This is a genomic window from Microbacterium hominis NBRC 15708 (genome assembly GCF_001592125.1).
GTDB classification, from domain to species: Bacteria; Actinomycetota; Actinomycetes; order Actinomycetales; family Microbacteriaceae; genus Microbacterium; species Microbacterium hominis.
In genome coordinates this window covers 23,645-40,245 of record NZ_BCWI01000006.1, presented here as the reverse complement: position 1 = coordinate 40,245, position 16,601 = coordinate 23,645, and the positions used below count along the sequence as shown (strand labels likewise).

The 16,601-nt window shown below is 73.1% G+C and carries 17 protein-coding genes; 9 read left to right on the top strand and 8 right to left on the bottom strand.

Features of this window, described 5'->3' with window-relative positions; translation table 11 throughout:
* Nucleotide 1 precedes the first annotated feature (1 nt).
* Genes MHO01S_RS06705 through MHO01S_RS06685 form a run of 5 tightly spaced genes read right to left on the bottom strand, consistent with a single transcriptional unit; the run spans nucleotide 2 to nucleotide 2,085 of the window.
* Complete coding sequence (locus MHO01S_RS06705) at nucleotides 2-562, bottom strand: hypothetical protein (RefSeq protein ID WP_061782045.1); 561 nt, start codon at nucleotides 560-562, stop codon at nucleotides 2-4.
* Entirely contained in the window at nucleotides 559-1,161 is a 603-nt protein-coding gene (locus tag MHO01S_RS06700; protein WP_061782044.1) for a DUF6286 domain-containing protein, read from the bottom strand. The genes MHO01S_RS06705 and MHO01S_RS06700 overlap by 4 nt, the downstream gene beginning before the upstream one ends.
* Nucleotides 1,158-1,469 (bottom strand): hypothetical protein, encoded by a 312-nt coding sequence (locus MHO01S_RS06695; protein WP_061782043.1) that lies wholly within the window; start codon nucleotides 1,467-1,469, stop codon nucleotides 1,158-1,160. The genes MHO01S_RS06700 and MHO01S_RS06695 overlap by 4 nt, the downstream gene beginning before the upstream one ends.
* Before the next feature lie 2 nt (nucleotides 1,470-1,471).
* Nucleotides 1,472-1,669 (bottom strand): DUF2273 domain-containing protein, encoded by a 198-nt coding sequence (locus MHO01S_RS06690; RefSeq protein WP_060961015.1) that lies wholly within the window; start codon nucleotides 1,667-1,669, stop codon nucleotides 1,472-1,474.
* Nucleotides 1,666-2,085: an Asp23/Gls24 family envelope stress response protein gene (locus MHO01S_RS06685; RefSeq protein ID WP_060961016.1), complete on the bottom strand. Its 420-nt coding sequence runs from the start codon at nucleotides 2,083-2,085 to the stop codon at nucleotides 1,666-1,668. The genes MHO01S_RS06690 and MHO01S_RS06685 overlap by 4 nt, the downstream gene beginning before the upstream one ends.
* Nucleotides 2,086-2,346: 261 nt before the next feature.
* Here MHO01S_RS06685 and MHO01S_RS06680 point away from each other — a divergent pair, with 261 nt between their 5' ends.
* Genes MHO01S_RS06680 through MHO01S_RS06670 form a run of 3 tightly spaced genes read left to right on the top strand, consistent with a single transcriptional unit; the run spans nucleotide 2,347 to nucleotide 3,799 of the window.
* Nucleotides 2,347-2,892, top strand: a complete 546-nt coding sequence (locus MHO01S_RS06680) for an RNA polymerase sigma factor (RefSeq protein WP_060961017.1) — start codon at nucleotides 2,347-2,349, stop codon at nucleotides 2,890-2,892.
* A gap of 5 nt (nucleotides 2,893-2,897) precedes the next feature.
* The gene (locus tag MHO01S_RS06675; RefSeq protein WP_061782042.1) at nucleotides 2,898-3,470 is read left to right on the top strand and encodes an Asp23/Gls24 family envelope stress response protein; all 573 of its coding nucleotides are present in this window, start codon (nucleotides 2,898-2,900) and stop codon (nucleotides 3,468-3,470) included.
* Nucleotides 3,467-3,799 (top strand): hypothetical protein, encoded by a 333-nt coding sequence (locus tag MHO01S_RS06670; protein WP_060961019.1) that lies wholly within the window; start codon nucleotides 3,467-3,469, stop codon nucleotides 3,797-3,799. The genes MHO01S_RS06675 and MHO01S_RS06670 overlap by 4 nt, the downstream gene beginning before the upstream one ends.
* Before the next feature lie 6 nt (nucleotides 3,800-3,805).
* Here the strand turns inward: MHO01S_RS06670 and MHO01S_RS06665 are convergent, their stop codons facing one another.
* Entirely contained in the window at nucleotides 3,806-5,698 is a 1,893-nt protein-coding gene (locus tag MHO01S_RS06665) for a phosphoenolpyruvate carboxykinase (GTP) (RefSeq protein ID WP_060961020.1), read from the bottom strand.
* Nucleotides 5,699-5,819: 121 nt separating this feature from the next.
* On the opposite strand from MHO01S_RS06665, the gene MHO01S_RS06660 reads away from it, so the two are divergent.
* The 4 genes from MHO01S_RS06660 to efeB all read left to right on the top strand — a co-directional run bounded on the left by MHO01S_RS06660 (nucleotide 5,820) and on the right by efeB (nucleotide 10,885).
* A complete protein-coding gene (locus tag MHO01S_RS06660; protein ID WP_060961021.1) occupies nucleotides 5,820-7,262 on the top strand; it encodes an XRE family transcriptional regulator in 1,443 nt (480 codons plus the stop codon).
* A gap of 169 nt (nucleotides 7,263-7,431) precedes the next feature.
* Nucleotides 7,432-8,361: an iron uptake transporter permease EfeU gene (gene efeU / locus MHO01S_RS06655; protein ID WP_061782041.1), complete on the top strand. Its 930-nt coding sequence runs from the start codon at nucleotides 7,432-7,434 to the stop codon at nucleotides 8,359-8,361.
* A complete protein-coding gene (efeO, locus tag MHO01S_RS06650) occupies nucleotides 8,358-9,587 on the top strand; it encodes an iron uptake system protein EfeO (protein WP_060961023.1) in 1,230 nt (409 codons plus the stop codon). The genes efeU and efeO overlap by 4 nt, the downstream gene beginning before the upstream one ends.
* A complete protein-coding gene (gene efeB / locus MHO01S_RS06645; protein WP_061782040.1) occupies nucleotides 9,584-10,885 on the top strand; it encodes an iron uptake transporter deferrochelatase/peroxidase subunit in 1,302 nt (433 codons plus the stop codon). The genes efeO and efeB overlap by 4 nt, the downstream gene beginning before the upstream one ends.
* Before the next feature lie 13 nt (nucleotides 10,886-10,898).
* Here efeB and MHO01S_RS06640 read toward each other — a convergent pair whose 3' ends face one another.
* Nucleotides 10,899-11,975 (bottom strand): winged helix DNA-binding domain-containing protein, encoded by a 1,077-nt coding sequence (locus MHO01S_RS06640; RefSeq protein ID WP_061782039.1) that lies wholly within the window; start codon nucleotides 11,973-11,975, stop codon nucleotides 10,899-10,901.
* A gap of 123 nt (nucleotides 11,976-12,098) precedes the next feature.
* Between MHO01S_RS06640 and MHO01S_RS06635 the strand changes: the two genes are divergently transcribed.
* The gene (locus MHO01S_RS06635) at nucleotides 12,099-14,129 is read left to right on the top strand and encodes a primary-amine oxidase (RefSeq protein WP_082734233.1); all 2,031 of its coding nucleotides are present in this window, start codon (nucleotides 12,099-12,101) and stop codon (nucleotides 14,127-14,129) included.
* Between the two features lie 5 nt (nucleotides 14,130-14,134).
* Nucleotides 14,135-15,817, top strand: a complete 1,683-nt coding sequence (locus MHO01S_RS06630) for an amidohydrolase (protein WP_231735165.1) — start codon at nucleotides 14,135-14,137, stop codon at nucleotides 15,815-15,817.
* Here the strand turns inward: MHO01S_RS06630 and MHO01S_RS06625 are convergent.
* On the bottom strand, nucleotides 15,805-16,419 hold the full coding sequence (locus tag MHO01S_RS06625) for a TetR/AcrR family transcriptional regulator (RefSeq protein WP_060960435.1): 615 nt from the start codon (nucleotides 16,417-16,419) through the stop codon (nucleotides 15,805-15,807). The two genes, MHO01S_RS06630 and MHO01S_RS06625, sit on opposite strands and share 13 nt — an antisense overlap.
* Nucleotides 16,420-16,601 lie beyond the last annotated feature (182 nt).

Sequence of the window (16,601 nt, the reverse complement as noted above, 5' to 3'; positions counted from 1 at the left end):
GTCAGGCGACGCGGCGCTCGTGGGCGAAGGCGGACCGCAGCCCGCCCGTGAGCTGGACGACCAGCGGGAGGGCGAGCCCCAGGCGCCGATCGGTGTCGGCCACGGCGGCGGACACGCGACGCTGGACGAGTGGCAGGTCGGCGCGGGGGCGCACCTGCACGCGGACGCGCACGAGACGGCCGCGACGACGACGGAGGGTGACCGCCGACACCGTCAGCACATCGGGCACGTCGGCCAGCGAGCGCCGCAGCAGGTCGGCGACGACGCCGTCGTCGATGGCGATCTTCCCGTCGTCGACGGCCGCACGCACGTGGCGCTCGCCACGGGTGAGGACGATCGCGAGAGCGATCACGACGCCCAGGGCCAGGATGCCGGCGGCGATCCCGGCCTGTGCCCGGGGAGCGAGCCCCGTGCTGCGGACGGCGTCGGCGATCGGTGCCAGCAGCGGCATCGGCTGCCCGCCCGCCAGGACGGGCCAGGCGGCGGTGACGGCGACCGCGCCGGCGACGAGTGCGAGCAGGAGCAGGATCGCGCGATTGAGGACGCGGGCCCCGAGAGTCATGAGAGTCGTCCTTCCGCGGCGACGTCGATCCGCGCCGTCAGACGCGGCGCGGCGCCGAGTTCGGTGAGCAGGTCGTCGGCCGCGCGCGACACCCGCTCACGGTCGACCGGGAAGCCGGTGGACGGGGTGAGCGAGACCCGGGCGCGGCGACCGCCGAGCCGGGTGGTCACGTGGGAGGCGGCCACCGCCGCGGCGCTGCCGGCCGTGCGGGACAGGGCGCCCGCCATGACGGCGTCGTCGACGACCAGGGGCACCCGCCCGGCGGCGAGGGCCCGGCGGTGCGTGCGCCCGGGGGCGAGTGCGCCCCAGAGGCACAGGAGGCCGAACACCGCGGCGGTCGCGGCGACGATCGTCCCCGTCGTCCCGCCGCCGGTCAGCGCGGCGCCGATGGCGTCCGGGGCGACGAGCGCGGGCGGCTGCCCGAGCGCGGCGAGCACCGCCTCCACGGCGAGCAGGACCGCGACCGCGGCGGCGACCAGCAGCGCGACGGCCACCCAGACGGCGCGCGAGCGCCCCTGCAGACGCTTCGCAGCGGCCCGCTCGACGCGGTCGGGACGTTCCGCCGGGACGGCGTCCGCCGTCGTCGGTGTCGTGTTCACGAGCCGCTCCTTTCTTCGGTCACGAGATGTGTGATGCGCAGTCGGATCTCGCCGACGCGGGCACCGGTGAGCTCGGTCACGCGCTCGCCGGTGCGGGTGCGCGCCGATGCGGCGCCGGTGGCGATGGGCTCGGCGTCGCCGCGGATGCCGCTGGTGAGATCCAGGGCGAGCGCCCCGCCCGCGTCGCGCACGCTCGCGCGGGCCGCGCGGGCGGGGACCCCCAGCTCATCGGCGAGCACCGCCGCCGCGACGCGCTCGTAGGCCCGTGTGGCGATGGTGACCCGACCGGGGATCCGTGCGGCATCCATGATCAGCCCACCCGCCGTCCGCGGGCCGCGTCGATCGCCGCGCGCAGGTCGATGCGACCCGACACCGCGGCGCCGATGAGACCGCCGAGGGCGGCGAGCACCGCCACGAGCACCATGCCCCAGAACCCGAACGCCAGGACGGCGAAGGCCAGGACGGCGCCCGCGACGGCGCCCCACACCGTGGGGCTCGCGCCGGTCACTGGACGCGCTCCGGGGCGGGCGCGTCGTCGTCACCCGGGATGTGGACGTCCACGACGGTCACGTTGACCTCGGTGACCTCCATGCCGGCCAGCTCCGTGATGGCGTCGGCGACGGCCGCGCGGACGTCGGAGGCCACGCGCTGCAGCTGCTCGGGGTACTCGGCGACGATCGTGATGTCGGCGGCGACCTGCTTCTCGCCGACCTCGACGTTCACGCCCTGGCCGAGGTCCTTCGCGCCGACGGCCTCGCGGATGCTGCCGATCACGCGGGCGGCGCCGCCGCCGAGGGCGTGCACGCCGGGGACGGAGGATGCCGCGATGCCGGCGATCTTCGCGATCACGGGGTCGACGATGACGGTCTTGCCGCCGCCGGCGACGGGAGCGGCGTTCGGGGTGGGGGTGGTCGTGGTGGCCATGATCTGTGTCCTTTCCGCACCCTCGGGTGAGGGCGTTCACGAGTGTGACGGGCGCCGCGGCCCGATCGTCACGGTCGATTCCCTGGCAGTTCGCTGAGTGCGGTGACGCCGGTGCCGGACGTGACCCCGACACCGTCCGCATAGACGCTGCGGGAGGCCGCGCGCAACCCCTTGGCGCGCCGCCGCGTTCGTGGCACGGTCGTCGTAGACCGGGGGGACCGTGCCGCTGCGGCACGAGGGAGCACAGGGGAAGGAGCGCGTGTGGAGACGCTGACGCTCGTCGAGGACGGCGTGCTCGCGGCGCGCGCCGCCGACGGGGACGAGCGCGCCTTCGCCGTGCTCGTGCGTCGCCACAGCGGGTACCTGATCGGCTTCGCGACGCGCCTGCTCGGCTCGCGCGCCGACGCCGACGACTGCGTGCAGGAGGCGCTCATCGTCGCCTGGCGGCGACTGCCCGAACTGCGCGAGCCCGCACGCGTGCGCTCCTGGCTGTCGACGATCGTGGCCCGCAAGGCCACCGACCGGCTGCGCTCGGCGCGCCCCTCGACGCCCATCGAGGATGCCGAGCCCGAAGCGCTGCAGCCGACGCCCGACGAGTCCGCCGTGGCATCCTCTCAATTGGACACGCTGCGGCGCGTGCTGGACGACCTGCCGGTCGAGCAGCGCACCGTGTGGCTGTTGCGCGAGGTCAGCGGGTACGGCTACGACGAGATCGCCCGCGAGCTCGGCGTCTCGGCCACGGCCGTCCGCGGCCGCCTGGCGCGCGCACGCGCGACCATCTACGACCGCATGCAGGACTGGAGGTGAACGAGATGACACGCGAGGAGATCGGAGAGTCGGGCCACACCCTCGAGGAGCTCGCCGCGTACCACGACCGTGGGCGCACCCCGGCGATCGCCGCCATCGAGGGCGATCCGCAGTGCCGCGCCGTCCTCGACTCGATGGATCGGCTCGGGGCGCTGTCGCGCGAGCTGGTCGAGCACGACGCCCGCACCGACGTGTCGGAGTCATGGTTCCAGCAGATCCTCGGCGAGGTGGCTCGCGAGTCGCGGGCCGGACGCGACCTGCCGCTGATCGACGACGAGCCCGTTCGCATCGTCGTCACCGAGGGCGCGGTGCGCGGACTCGTCCGCGACGCGGGAGACGACGTGGAGGGCGTGCTCGTGGAGCGCGTCGACGTGGACGTCGACACCGCCGCGCGGGTCGACGTGAGGATGACGATCAGCGTGCTGCACGCCGTCGTCCTGCGCGGCGACGGGCTGCCGGGCGTCGCCGACCGGGTGCGCACGCGCGTGCGGCACGCGCTGGAGGAGTACGCCGAGTGGACGGTGGGCGAGATCGACGTGGTCGTCGACTCGCTGCGGGTGCGGGAGGACGAGCGATGAGCGACCTGTCGATCCCCGCGGCGGACGGCCTGCGCCCTTCCGACCTGGCGGCGACCGTGGATGCCGCCGCGCGCGCCGTCGCCGGCGTCGCGGAGCTGTACTACGCCGCGCCCCTGCCCGCACGCCTGTGGCGGGCGACCGTCGCGCCGGACGGCGCCTACAGCGTCGTCGTGCGTCGTGCCGACGCCGTCGAGGCGACGGTGAGCATCGGCGTGACCGGGGGGCGCGTCGCCGAGGTGTCCCGCGAGGTCGCCGCACGCGTTCGCGACGCGATCGGCGACCCCGATGCCCGGGTCACGGTGCGCGTCAGCCGGATCACCCCCGGCTGAGCCCGCTCACGCCTCCCGCCGGAGGCGGTAGCGCAGGGCCGCGAGCTCGGCGTAGAGCGCGGCCGGGACGCGGCCCTCGAAGGTGCGGTAGAACTCCTCGGTGAGGTCGGTCTCCTGCAGCCACAGGTCGCGGTCGATCTCGAAGAGGGCGTCCAGATCGCGCTGCGGCACCTCGATGCCGGCGAGGTTGAGGTCGTCCGTGAGCGGCAGCCGCCCGATGGGGCTGTCCACGGCGGACACCCGGCCCTCGATGCGGCGGATGATCCAGTCGATGACGCGCGCGTTGTCGCCGAAGCCGGGCCAGAGGAAGCGGCCGTCGTCGCCCTTGCGGAACCAGTTCACCTGGAAGATGCGCGGCGCGCGGTCGAACCGCAGCTGCTGGCCGACCGCGAGCCAGTGGCCGAAGTAGTCCGCCATGTTGTAGCCGCAGAACGGCAGCATCGCGAAGGGATCGCGGCGCAGCTCGCCGACGGTCCCCTCGGCGGCGGCGGTGCGCTCGGAGGAGATGTTGGAGCCGAGGAAGACGCCGTGCGTCCAGTCGGTGGCCTCGACCACCAGCGGCACGTTGGTGGCCCGGCGTCCGCCGAAGAGGATGCCGTCCAGCGGCACGCCCTCGGGGGCCTCCCAGTCGGGAGCGATCTGCGGGCACTGACCCGCGCTCACCGTGAAGCGCGAGTTCGGGTGCGCCGCGGGCCGCCCGGATGCGGGCGTCCAGGGGTTGCCCTCCCAGTCGGTGAGCTCGTCCGGCACCTCGTCGGTGAGGCCCTCCCACCACACGTCGCCGTCGGGGCGCAGCGCGACGTTCGTGAAGATCGTGTTGCCCCAGAGCGTCTCCACGGCCGCGACGTTCGTCGACTGTCCCGTGCCGGGCGCGACCCCGAAGAAGCCCGCCTCGGGGTTGATCGCCCAGAGCCGGCCGTCCTCGCCGGGGCGCAGCCACGCGATGTCGTCGCCCAGGGTCTCCACGCGCCAGCCCGGGATGGTCGGACGCAGCATCGCGAGGTTCGTCTTGCCGCACGCCGAGGGGAAGGCCGCCGCGAGGTGGAAGCTGCGCCCCTCCGGGCTGATGACGCGGATGAGGAGCATGTGCTCGGCGAGCCAGCCCTCGTCGCGTCCGATGACGGAGGCGATGCGCAGGGCGAAGCACTTCTTGGCCAGGATCGCGTTCCCGCCGTAGCCGGAGCCGAACGACCACACCTCGAGCGTGTCGGGGAAGTGCACGATGTACTTCTCGTCGTTGCACGGCCACGGCACGTCCTGCTGGCCCGGGGCCAGCGGGGCTCCGACCGAGTGGACCGTCTTCACCCACGGCTTGCCGTCGGCGATCTGCTCCAGCACGGCGGTGCCGACGCGGGTCATGATCCCGATCGAGGTGACCGCGTAGGCGCTGTCGGTGATCTGGACGCCGATGTGCGAGAGCGGCCCGCCGACGGCTCCCATCGAGAAGGGGACGACGTACATCGTGCGCCCGCGCATCGATCCCTCGAACAGCGGCGTGATCGTCGCGCGGATCTCCTCCGGGGCGACCCAGTTGTTCGTGGGGCCGGCATCCTCCTCCCGCGCCGACGCGATGAAGGTGCGCGCCTCGGTGCGGGCGACGTCGCTCGGGTGCGAGCGGGCGAGGTACGAGCCGGGGCGCCACTCGGGGTTGAGCTTGATGAGCTTGCCCTCCTCCACCTGCTCGCGCAGCAGCGCCTCGTTCTCGGCGCGCGAGCCGTCGACCCAGTGGATGCGGGCCGGTTGCGTGAGAGCGGCGATCTCGTCGACCCAGGCGAAGAGCTCCTCGAGACCCGCGCCGGCGGCCGTGGGGCGCCGTCCGAACCGGGCGGGCGCAGCGGGTGCGCTCCCGCCCGCGGGAAGAACGGCGGTGGGGCGGGTGAACAGGTCGGCGATGGCCATGTCAGCTCCTTCGGCGTGGCAGCGGATGTCTGGTGCGTCCCTTCCACTGTGCGGGCTGAATGCGCCCGATTATCAGCCACCTCGGCGTCAAGAATCGCTTTTCTTTCGCTATGCTCAAGGAATGGCGCCCACCCCCCTCGAGCTGTCGACCCTCGGACACCGCATCCGTCACCAGCGCGTCTCGCACGGCCTGACCCTCGACGAGCTGGGCGGCCTGGTCGGTGTCGCCGGCAGCCAGCTCAGCCTGATCGAGAACGGCAAGCGCGAGCCCAAGCTCTCGCTGCTGCAGGCGATCGCCGGCGCGACCGGCACCGACGTCACCGATCTGCTCTCCCCGGAGCCGCCGAACCGCCGGGCGGCCCTCGAGCTGGAACTGGAACGCGCTCAGGCCTCGCCGGTGTTCCGGGCCCTCGGCATCCCGTCGATCCGGGTGACGAAGGCGACCACCGACGAGACGATCGAGTCGGTGCTCGGCCTGCACCGCGAACTGCAGCGTCGCGAGCGTGCCGCCATCGCGACGCCCGAGGAGGCGCGCCGCGCCAACACCGAGCTGCGCCTGCGCATGCGGGCGAAGGACAACTACCTGCCCGATGTCGAGAAGCTCGCGGAGAAGCAGCTGAAGGCGGCCGGCCACGTCACGGGGGCCCTGACCCACCGCACGGTGAGCATCATGGCCTCCCAGCTGGGCTTCGAGCTCATCTACGTCGACGACCTGCCGCATTCGGCGCGCTCGGTGACCGATCTCGAGAACGGACGCATCTACCTGCCGCCCGCCTCGATCCCCGGCGGCCACGGACTGCGCTCGATGGCGCTCCAGGCGATGGCGCACCGCCTCCTGGGGCACACGCCGCCCACCGACTACGCCGACTTCCTGCAGCAGCGGCTCGAGATCAACTACTTCGCGGCCTGCTGCCTGATGCCCGAGACGGCCTCGGTCGCCTTCCTGGCCCAGGCCAAGAAGGACCGCAACCTCGCCGTCGAAGACTTCCGCGACGCGTTCGGCGTCACCCACGAGGCGGCCGGGATGCGGCTGACGAACCTTCTGACGCAGCACATCGGCATCCGCCTGCACTTCCTGCGCGTCGACGGGTCGGGGGCGATCAGCCGCGCGTACGAGAACGACGGGCTGCCGCTGCCGCTGGATGTCACGGGGTCGGTCGAGGGCCAGGTCGTCTGCCGCCGCTTCGCCGCGCGGTCCGCCTTCGCGGAGCAGAACCGCACCGTCGAGCACTACCAGTACACCGACACCCCGGCGGGGACGTTCTGGTGCTCGAGCCAGACGGGCCGCACGGCCGACGGCGAGTATTCGATCACCGTGGGCGTCCCGTTCGACGACGCCCGCTGGTTCCGCGGACGCGAGACGCAGAAGCGCGCGAGCTCCACGTGCCCCGACGAGTCGTGCTGCCGCCGGCCGGATGCCGCGCTCACCGAGCGCTGGGCCGGCCGCGCCTGGCCGAGCGCGCGGGTGCACATGCAGATGTTCTCGCCGCTGCCGCGGGGAGCCTTCCCCGGCGTCGACGACGGAGAGGTGTACGCCTTCCTCGACCGGCACGCGCAGGGCTGAGGCTCGGCCGCGCGACGGGCGCGGGTTGAGCGTCGCCGCGCGGGCGGTGTACCCTCGCATCTTGTGAGGTTCGCCTAACCTCACCGGCTCCTCCGTCAACGGGGGCCCGGTGGGACTGCGATGGGGCAGCGGGCACCGGCCTCTCTTCTCCTCACCCGAAGAAGCATCTGTGCTCGCCACCTTCCTCATCGGCCTCCGCGAGGGCCTCGAAGCCGCGCTGGTCGTCGGCATCCTCGTCGCCTACCTGGGCCGTATCGGCCGACGCGACGTGCTGCCGCGACTGTGGATCGGCGTCGGGCTGGCCATCGCCCTCGCCGTCGGCATCGGCGCCGTCCTCACCTTCGGCGCGTACGCCCTGACCTTCACGGCGCAGGAGCTGATCGGCGGCCTGCTCTCGCTGGTCGCCGTCGGGATGGTCACCTGGATGATCTTCTGGATGCAGCGCACCGCGCGCACCATGAAGGCCACGCTGGAGGGCGGCATCGACCGCGCGCTCGCCACGGGCGGGCTGTGGGGCATCGTGCTGATCGGGTTCGTGTCGGTCGCGCGCGAGGGCATCGAGACGACCCTCCTGCTGTGGTCGATGGTGCAGTCCTTCGGCGACACCCCGACGGCGCTCGCGGGCGCCCTGCTCGGACTCGCGGTCGCCGTGCTGCTGGGGTGGCTGCTCGCGCGCGGCATGGTGCGGCTCGACCTGCGCGTGTTCTTCGGCTGGACGGGGGCGTTCCTCGTCATCGTCGCCGCCGGGGTGCTCGCCTACGCAGTCCACGATCTGCAGGAGGCGGGCGCCCTTCCCGGGCCGTTCTCCGCCCTCGCCCCGGTCGACGCGGCCGGCAACGTCGCCGTCGGCCTGTCGGCCTTCCCCTTCGGCTGGGCGTTCGACGTCAGCGCGGCCATCACGCCGAGCGGCCCGCTCGCCGTCCTGCTCCAGGCGACCGTCGGCTTCATGCCGCAGATGTCCTGGCTGCAGGTCGTCGCCTGGGTCCTCTACCTCGCCGTCGTCGGCACCCTCTTCGTCCGCGGCCTGCGCCGCCGACCCGCCCGTTCCGCGGCATCCCCCGTGATCCCGCCCGTTCCGCACCACCAAGGAGCATCATGACCCGCATGCGTACCTGGGGCGCCGTCGCCGCACTCGGCGCCGTCTCCCTCGTGCTGGCCGGCTGCGTCGCGAAGAGCGACGTCACGGCCTCCGACGCACTCACCGTCACCTCGACCGACACGTCGTGCGAGGTGTCCACGGCGACCGCGACGAGCGGGACCCTGACGTTCTCGGTGAGCAACGCGAGCTCGCAGGTGACGGAGTTCTACCTGCTCGCCGACGACGGGCTGCGCATCGTGGGAGAGGTCGAGAACATCGCGCCCGGCGCGTCGCGCACCCTGACGCTCGTCGCGCAGCCGGGGGACTACTTCACGCTCTGCAAGCCGGGGATGGTGGGCGAGGGCGTCGGCCGGGCCGGCTTCTCGGTCACGGGCGACGCCGTGACGGCGGCCGGTGACGACGCGGAGCAGAAGCAGAAGGCCGTCGGTCTCTACGCGGCGTTCGTGAAGGACCAGGTCGAGCAGCTCGTGCCCGCCGTCGACGCATTCGTGGCGGCCTACGTCGCGGGCGACGACGAGAAGGCGCGGTCGCTGTTCGCGAGCACGCGCGCGTTCTACGAGCGCATCGAGCCGGTCGCGGAATCGCTCGGCGACCTCGACCCGCGCATCGACTACCGCGAGGTGGATGCCGTCGCGGAGGGTCTCGAGTGGACGGGCTTCCACCGCATCGAGAAGGACCTCTGGGTGCCGGCGCAGGACGCGCTCAACTCCGACGGCGCCACGTCCGCGTGGAAGGACTGGGCTCCGTCCACCGCCGCCGAGCGCGCGACTCACGGCGACAAGCTGATCGCCGACGTCGCCGAGCTGAACGCGTACGTGCACTCCGACGCCTTCCAGACGGCACTGGACGAGCAGGGTGTCGCCGGCATCTCCAACGGGGCGATCGCCCTGCTCGACGAGGTCGCGACGGGCAAGATCAGCGGCGAGGAGGACTGGTGGAGCGGCACCGACCTCGCCGACTTCGCGGCCAACGTCGAAGGCTCGAAGATGGCGTTCTCGCTCGTCAAGGACTTCGCCGTCTCCTCCGGCGACGAGGGCACGCAGCTCGCGGGGCGGATCGAGGCCGGATACGCCGACCTCGAGGCGGCGCTCGCGACGCACGGCTCGCTCAGCGCCGGCTTCGTGAACTACCGCGAGCTCAGCGAGAGCGACAAGCGTCAGCTCACCGATCTCATCAACGCGCTGGCGGAGCCGCTGTCCAAGCTCACGTCCGCCATCCTTCAGTGAGCGGGGAGCTCCCCGACGACGCCGCGTCGCCGCGCACAGGCCTGAGCCGTCGGGGCCTCCTGGGCCTCGCCGCGGGCGTCGGCGCCGCCGGTCTCGCCGTCGGCGCCGGGGCGGGCGCCGCCGCCGGTGTCGCGGTCGGCCGGGCGCGCGGCGCGGCCGGCACCGCCTCGCCCTACGCGTTCTACGGCGCGCACCAGGCGGGCATCACGACGCCCGTGCAGGACCACCTGCACTTCGCCTCGTTCGACATGATGGACCGCACCACGCGCGCGGACCTCATCGAGCTGCTGCAGGACTGGTCGTACGCGGCATCCCGGATGACCCAGGGGCTCGACGTCTCGGCGAGCGGGGCCGTCGGAGGCTCCCCCGAAGCGCCGCCGGACGACACCGGCGAGGCGCTGGGGCTCGCCGCGAACGGGCTCACGATCACGTTCGGCTTCGGCCCGACGCTGTTCACCGCCGCGGACGGCACCGACCGCTACGGCATCGCCGACCGCGCGCCGGCCCTGCTGACGACGCTGCCGCCGTTCCTCGGCGAGGACCTCTCCCCCGACCACACGGGCGGCGACCTCTGCATCCAGGCGTGCGCGGACGATCCGCAGGTGGCGGTGCACGCGATCCGCAACCTCAGCCGCATCGCCTTCGGCCGCGCCCGGCTGCGCTGGTCGCAGCTGGGGTTCGGCAAGACCTCGAAGACGACCGCCGACCAGGCGACGCCGCGGAACCTCTTCGGGTTCAAGGACGGCACCGCCAACATCCTCGCCGACGACCAGGCCGCCCTCGACGCCCATGTGTGGGTCGGCGACGGCGACGGGCCCGCCTGGCTGACGGGCGGCTCCTACCTGGTGGCGCGCAAGATCGCCATGCTCATCGAGACCTGGGATCGCGTGCGGCTGAGCGAGCAGGAGCGCATCACCGGTCGGGACAAGGCCCACGGCGCTCCCCTGTCGGGCGGCGAGGAGCAGAGCGCTCCGGACTTCTCCGCGGTCGGCGCGACCGGCCGGCCGGCGATCGACGCGCGCAGCCACGTGCGGCTCGCGCACCCCGACCTCAACGGCGGCATCCGCATCCTGCGGCGCGGGTACAACTACGTCGACGGCAACACCGAGCTCGGCCGGCTCGACGCGGGCCTGTTCTTCCTCGCGTACCAGCGCTCACCCGAGCAGTTCGTCACGCTGCAGCGAGCGCTGTCGACGGACCTGCTCAACGAGTACATCCGCCACATCGGCTCCGGCCTCTGGGCCGTTCCTCCGGGAGCCGTCGCGGGCTCGTACGTGGGCGCCGGCCTCTTCGCCTAGCGTCGGGCGCCGCTCAGGCGCGCAGGAAGCGCGCGAACCGCGCGAGCGCGTCGTCGACGGATGCCGCGTCCACCCCGTCGGCGAACGGCTCGGGCACGGGGTCGAGATGGTGGCGGCCGACGGCCGTCGAGTGACGCCAGGTGCCGACGACCTCGCCGTCGACGACGAGGACGGGGCGCACCAGGCCGTTCAGCGTGGGCCCCACGGCGGCCAGGTGGCCCGGCGGGCAGACGAGCGAGCGGTCGGCGTACGACAGGTAGTACTCGTCGAACGGGGGAAGCGCCAGCGCGGCGCCGGGCGGCGGCGGCACGGACGACGGGGACGGCGGACGGTGCGCCGCGTCGAGAAGATCGTCGTCGAGCTCGACCACCCGCTCCCCCGCCCCCTCCCGCGCCGCACGCGCCAGGCCGATGGGCAGACCCGCCCACCAGCCGAAGTCGGCGCGACCGGCGGGGCCGTGCCCGGCCAGGTAGCGCACGAGGAGCTCCGCGAGCGGATCGGCCGGGGGCGCAGCATCCGGGAGCCAGTCCTCGGCCGCGACGAGGTACTGCTCGCGCGTGGGCGCGCCCGCGCGCGGGACGACGGGCCCGAGCACCACGACCCCGCGGACGGCGAGCGCGGACAGCAGGTGGTTGCCGCGCGAGGCGCTGACGTCGCCGCCGGACGCGGAGACCAGGTCGGCGAACTCGGCGCGGGTCAGCCGGTTGCCGCCCGCCAGCGCGGCGCGCGCGGCCCGCTCGGCGCGGTCGATCACGTCGGCGTCGATGCCGAGGCGGCGGTGCATCGCCGCGGACTGGCGCTGCTGGCGCTCGCGGGTGACGGACAGGATCCACGCGAGGTCTTCGGCGGCGACGATGTGGAGCGTCCCCCGCTGCGTCCAGGAACGCACGAGCGCGCCGCGCGCGAACGCGTCGTCGACGTCGGCGAGCGTCGGCGAGCCGGCCGTGCGGATGCCGAGGGCCCAGCGTCCCGCCCAGAACTCCTGGGCCTGGGTCGCCGCCAGCCGCCGCGCGGCGGCGGCGGGGTCGGGCTGCGCGGCGGGCAGGGCGTGCGCGGCCAGTCGAGCGGCGCGCAGCGGGTGCGGGTGCATGTGCTCATCCTGCCCCGCTCCGCCGACACGGTGCGCATCGACGGTCACGGAGTCTGCGCACCGCGTCAAGACCGACCGGCGCCGACGCCGCACACTGGAGTGAGGACGATCGAGGAGACCGCCATGTCCCACCACGAACACCACGACGCCGCGGGCGGCAACCCGGACCTGATCCCGATCCGGGTCGCCGATGCGACGCCGCGCCATCCGCTCGACCCGCTCACCGCCGCCGAGATCGAGCGCGCCCGCGAGATCCTGGTCGACGCCGGACTGCTCACCGAGACGGTGCGCGTGCCGATGCTGCTGCCCGACGAGTACGACCGGGCGGAGCTGGCTGCGTGGTCGCCCGGCGACGAGATCGATCGGCGGGTGGACGTCACACTGCTGGATGCCGCGACGGGCGCGGTCACGGAGGCGATCGTCTCGATCACCCGCGGCGCGGTCGTCTCGCAGCGCGCGCACGACCCGTCGGCGGCGCCGTACGGTCAGCCGCAGTATCTCTTCGAGGAGTACGAGCGCGCCGCGGAGATCGTCAAGGCCTCCCCCGAATGGCGTGCCGCGATGACCCGGCGCGGTCTCGCCGACCGCATGGAGCTCGCGTTCTGCGGCCCGCTCGCCCCCGGTTTCGTCGGACGGGCGAACGAGGTCGGGCGCCGCGTGATCCGCTCGCTCACGTTCCTGCGCGACAGCGAGGACGACAGCCCCTGGGCCCACCCCGTCGAAGGCCTGATCGTGCACGTCGACCTCGTGAGCGACGAGGTGATCGGCATCGAGGACGACGGCGACATCCCCGTTCCCGCCGGCAGCGGCAACTACACCCCGGATGCCGTGGGCCCCGCACGCCGGAGCCTGAAGCCGATCGAGATCGTCCAGCCGGAGGGGCCGAGCTTCCACGTGGACGGCCACCACGTGCAGTGGGAGAACTGGACGCTGCGCGTCGACTTCAACGCCCGCGAAGGTCTCGTCCTGCACGATGTGCGCTTCGACGACCGCCCCGTCCTCGCGCGGGCGAGCGTGCCGGAGATGGTGGTCCCCTACGGCGACACGACGCCGACGCGTTTCTGGATCAGCTACTTCGACGCCGGCGAGTACCTGCTCGGCAAGAACGCGAACCACCTCGAGCTCGGCTGCGACTGCCTCGGGGTCATCCGCTACTTCGACGGCTACGTCGCCGACGACCACGGCCACGCGGTGCAGATCCCGAACGTCGTGTGCATGCACGAGGAGGACTACGGCGTGCTCTGGAAGCACACCGAGCCCGGTCCCATCGGCGCGCACGTGCGCCGCTCCCGCCGGCTGGTCGTGTCGTACTTCTCGACGATCGGCAACTACGACTACGGGTTCTTCTGGTACTTCTACCTCGACGGCTCGATCCAGGTGGAGGCGAAGGCGACGGGCATCGTCTTCGTCGGCGCCGGCATCCCGGGCTCGACCAATCCGCACGCGGCCGAGATCGCCCCGGGCGTCTTCGCGCCCGTCCACCAGCACCTGTTCTCGGCGCGGCTCGACGTGGCCGTCGACGGCGTCGACAACCGTCTGGTCGAGATCGACGCGGCGCGCATCCCCATGGGAGCGGACAACCCCTTCGGCAACGCGTTCACCTGGACCGAGACGCCGCTGCGCACCGAGCGGGAGGCGCAGCGCCTCGCCGACACCTCGGTCGCGCGCGTCTGGGAGGTGCGCTCGGCATCCCGGACGAACTACGTCGGCAAACCGACCGCGTACCACCTCATCCCCCAGCCGACGGCGCTGCTGATGGCCGACCCCGCCTCCTCGGTGGCCGCGCGCGCCGCGTTCGCGACGAGACACCTGTGGGCGAGCGCCTACGACCGCGACGAGCGGTGGCCGGCCGGCCGGTACCCGAACGCCCATCAGGGCGGCGCGGGTCTTCCGGCCTACACGGCCGACGACCGCTCGATCGACGGCACCGACCTGGTGCTCTGGCACACGTTCGGCCTCACCCACATCCCGCGCCCCGAGGACTGGCCCATCATGCCGGTGGACTACGCCGGGTTCTGGTTCAAGCCGTACGGGTTCCTCGACGTCAATCCGGCGATGGACGTGCCGGAGTCGAGTCAGGCGCACGCGGTCGGCACGGCGACGACCGGAGACGGCGGCTGCGGCCGCGGCGAAGACTGCACCTGCGGTCGGTGAACGACATGACGGCCGACGTCGTCCTGCGCGGCGGGACGGTGCTCACGCTGGACGGGTGGGCACCGGGCCGGACCGGTCGCGTCGCGGATGCCGTCGCGATCCGCGACGGGGTCGTCTGCGCGCTCGGCGCGGCGGCCCGCGAGATGATCGGTCCCGGCACGCGGGTGATCGAACTGGACGGGCGCACGGTCGTCCCCGGACTCAACGACACCCACCTCCACCTCGCCTGTTACGCGATGGGACGCCACGGCCTGCGCGACGCGTCGCCCGAGCGCATCGGATCGTGGAGCGGGCTGTCCGAGGTGCTCACGCGCGACGCGATCGGTCCGGACGGCTGGATCCGGGCGCGCGGCTGGGACAGCGCGCGCATGGGCCGTGCACCGACCCGCACGGACGTCGACGCGGCCCTGGCGGCGAACGCGCTGTCCGGCACGCCCGCGGTGCTCTTCGACGCGACCGGTCACGAACTGCTCGTCGGCTCGGCCGCACTCGAGCGGTGCGGAATCGATGCGCGCACGCCCACCCCCGACGGCGGTGCCGTCTCCCGCGCGGCCGACGACACCCCGACCGGCGTCTTCTCCGACGCCGCCACCAGACTGGTGCTCTCCGCCCTGCCCGTCATCGGACGCGATGCCCTGACCGCGGTGCTGCGGACGGCGCTGCAGGATCTCGCACGGCTCGGCATCACGTCGGTCACCGACCCGGCGATCGGGCCGGGTCACGCGACGCTGTTCGACGGGTCGGCCTCCTACGAGGCGCTGGAGGCGCTGCGGCGGCTGTCCGCGCAGGACCGGCTCACCGTCCGCACCCAGGTGCTGCTGCTCTTCTCCGGTACGGGCGGCGAGACCGCGCGCACGGTCCGCGAGGGGATCGCCGGCGCACCGCGCCTCGCCGCGGGAGAGGAGCGTCGCCTGCGCATCGCCGGGGTGAAGGTCTTCGCCGACGGCATCCCCCGCAGCGCAACCGCCTGGCACCGGGAGCCGTACGGCGACCCGCACACGCGGGGCCGCCTGGCCGTCGCGGGCGACACGGACCAGGCCCGCCTGCGCGAGCTCGACGACATCCTGGGCGTCATCGCCGAGGCGGGACTGCAGGCGGGTGTGCACGCCACGGGAGACGCCGCGTCGGATGCCGTCGTGTCGAGCCTCGCGAACCGCCCGGCGACGAGGGCGACCCGTCCGTACCTGATCCACGGCGACTTCCTCCCGGCGGACGGGATGGACGCGCTCGCCGCCGCCGGGATCGGGTGGACGGCCAACCCCGTCATCTCCACGGCGGTGTGCCATCTCGGCCATCGGCTGTTCGGGCGGGAGCGCCAGGAGCAGCGCCAGCCGCTGGCGAGCGCCCTGCGGGCCGGCGTCGCCGTCACGCTGTCCTCGGACGCCCCCGTCGTGGATCCCGACTGGCGCCCGGCGATCATCGCCGCCGTCGAGCGCACCCAGATCGACGGCGCCCGCCGCGCGGGCGATCCGGAGGCGGTCACCGGGATGGACGCGCTGGCCATGATGACCGTGAACGCGGCGCGACTGGACGGTGCCGAGAGCTGGAAGGGGCGGCTGGCGCCGGGGTTCGCGGCGGATCTGGTGGTGCTCTCCGGCGAATGGCCCCCGGATGAGGAGATCGGCGCGCTCGCCGACCTGCGCACGGATCTGACGATGGTCGGTGGACGGGTCGTCTACGAGGGCTGAGGCACCGCCCGGTGCGGACGCAGGCCGTCCAGCAGATCGTCCAGCGCCGCGACCTGGCGCTCGGGCGTGGTGGTGTCGGGCATGAGCAGGCACATGATCTGCAGGCCGGCGTTGAAGCTCGTGATCTGGTCGATGACGACGTCGATGTCGACGTCGTCACGGATCTCCCCGTCCTCACGGGCCTCGGCGAGCGAGGCGGCCATCTGCCGTCGCCAGGCCAGCGCGTTCGCGCGGTGCGCGTCCCAGAGCTCCTCGTCCTGCACGGCGCGATCCCAGAAGGCGACGACCACGCGCGCCTCGAGGGTGCGCTCGACACCGAGCGGCATGATCTCGTGACACAGGGTGCGCAGGGCCGTCAGCCCGCGCTGACGGGCGAGCGCCTCCCGGGAACGCTCGTTCGTGCGGGTGTGCGCGCGGACGAAGGCCGCGGCCAGGAGGCTCTCCTTGTTCGGGAAGTACCGCTGCAGGGCCCCGTGGGCGAAGCCCGCCTCCGCCGCGATCTCCCGCATGGTGGCGCGTTCGAATCCGCCCCGCTCGATGAGACGCCACGTCGCATCGACGATGAGCTCGCGACGCTGGTCATGATCGACGATCTTCGGCACAGAAGCCCTCCGTTCTCCCCGCATCCTACGGCGCCCGCTTTTTCGTCTCCAATTGGTTACAAACCGTTACCCGAACGTAATACCACCCCGACAGAATCGGGACTAGCTTTTAGTCACCACATGGTGACGAAAGCAAGGAAGCCTCGTCCCCACCGCTGTCCGCCGTCACGACGCATCCTCGC

What these genes read in the sequence shown, in the direction of transcription:
- MHO01S_RS06705 (WP_061782045.1), bottom strand. Translation starts at nt 562, where the DNA reads ATGACTCTCGGGGCCCGCGTCCTCAATCGCGCGATCCTGCTCCTGCTC.
- MHO01S_RS06695 (WP_061782043.1), bottom strand. Translation starts at nt 1,469, where the DNA reads ATGGATGCCGCACGGATCCCCGGTCGGGTCACCATCGCCACACGGGCC.
- MHO01S_RS06685 (WP_060961016.1), bottom strand. Translation starts at nt 2,085, where the DNA reads ATGGCCACCACGACCACCCCCACCCCGAACGCCGCTCCCGTCGCCGGC.
- MHO01S_RS06675 (WP_061782042.1), top strand. Translation starts at nt 2,898, where the DNA reads ATGACACGCGAGGAGATCGGAGAGTCGGGCCACACCCTCGAGGAGCTC.
- MHO01S_RS06670 (WP_060961019.1), top strand. Translation starts at nt 3,467, where the DNA reads ATGAGCGACCTGTCGATCCCCGCGGCGGACGGCCTGCGCCCTTCCGAC.
- MHO01S_RS06665 (WP_060961020.1), bottom strand. Translation starts at nt 5,698, where the DNA reads ATGGCCATCGCCGACCTGTTCACCCGCCCCACCGCCGTTCTTCCCGCG.
- MHO01S_RS06660 (WP_060961021.1), top strand. Translation starts at nt 5,820, where the DNA reads ATGGCGCCCACCCCCCTCGAGCTGTCGACCCTCGGACACCGCATCCGT.
- efeO (WP_060961023.1), top strand. Translation starts at nt 8,358, where the DNA reads ATGACCCGCATGCGTACCTGGGGCGCCGTCGCCGCACTCGGCGCCGTC.
- MHO01S_RS06640 (WP_061782039.1), bottom strand. Translation starts at nt 11,975, where the DNA reads ATGCACCCGCACCCGCTGCGCGCCGCTCGACTGGCCGCGCACGCCCTG.
- MHO01S_RS06635 (WP_082734233.1), top strand. Translation starts at nt 12,099, where the DNA reads ATGTCCCACCACGAACACCACGACGCCGCGGGCGGCAACCCGGACCTG.
- MHO01S_RS06630 (WP_231735165.1), top strand. Translation starts at nt 14,135, where the DNA reads ATGACGGCCGACGTCGTCCTGCGCGGCGGGACGGTGCTCACGCTGGAC.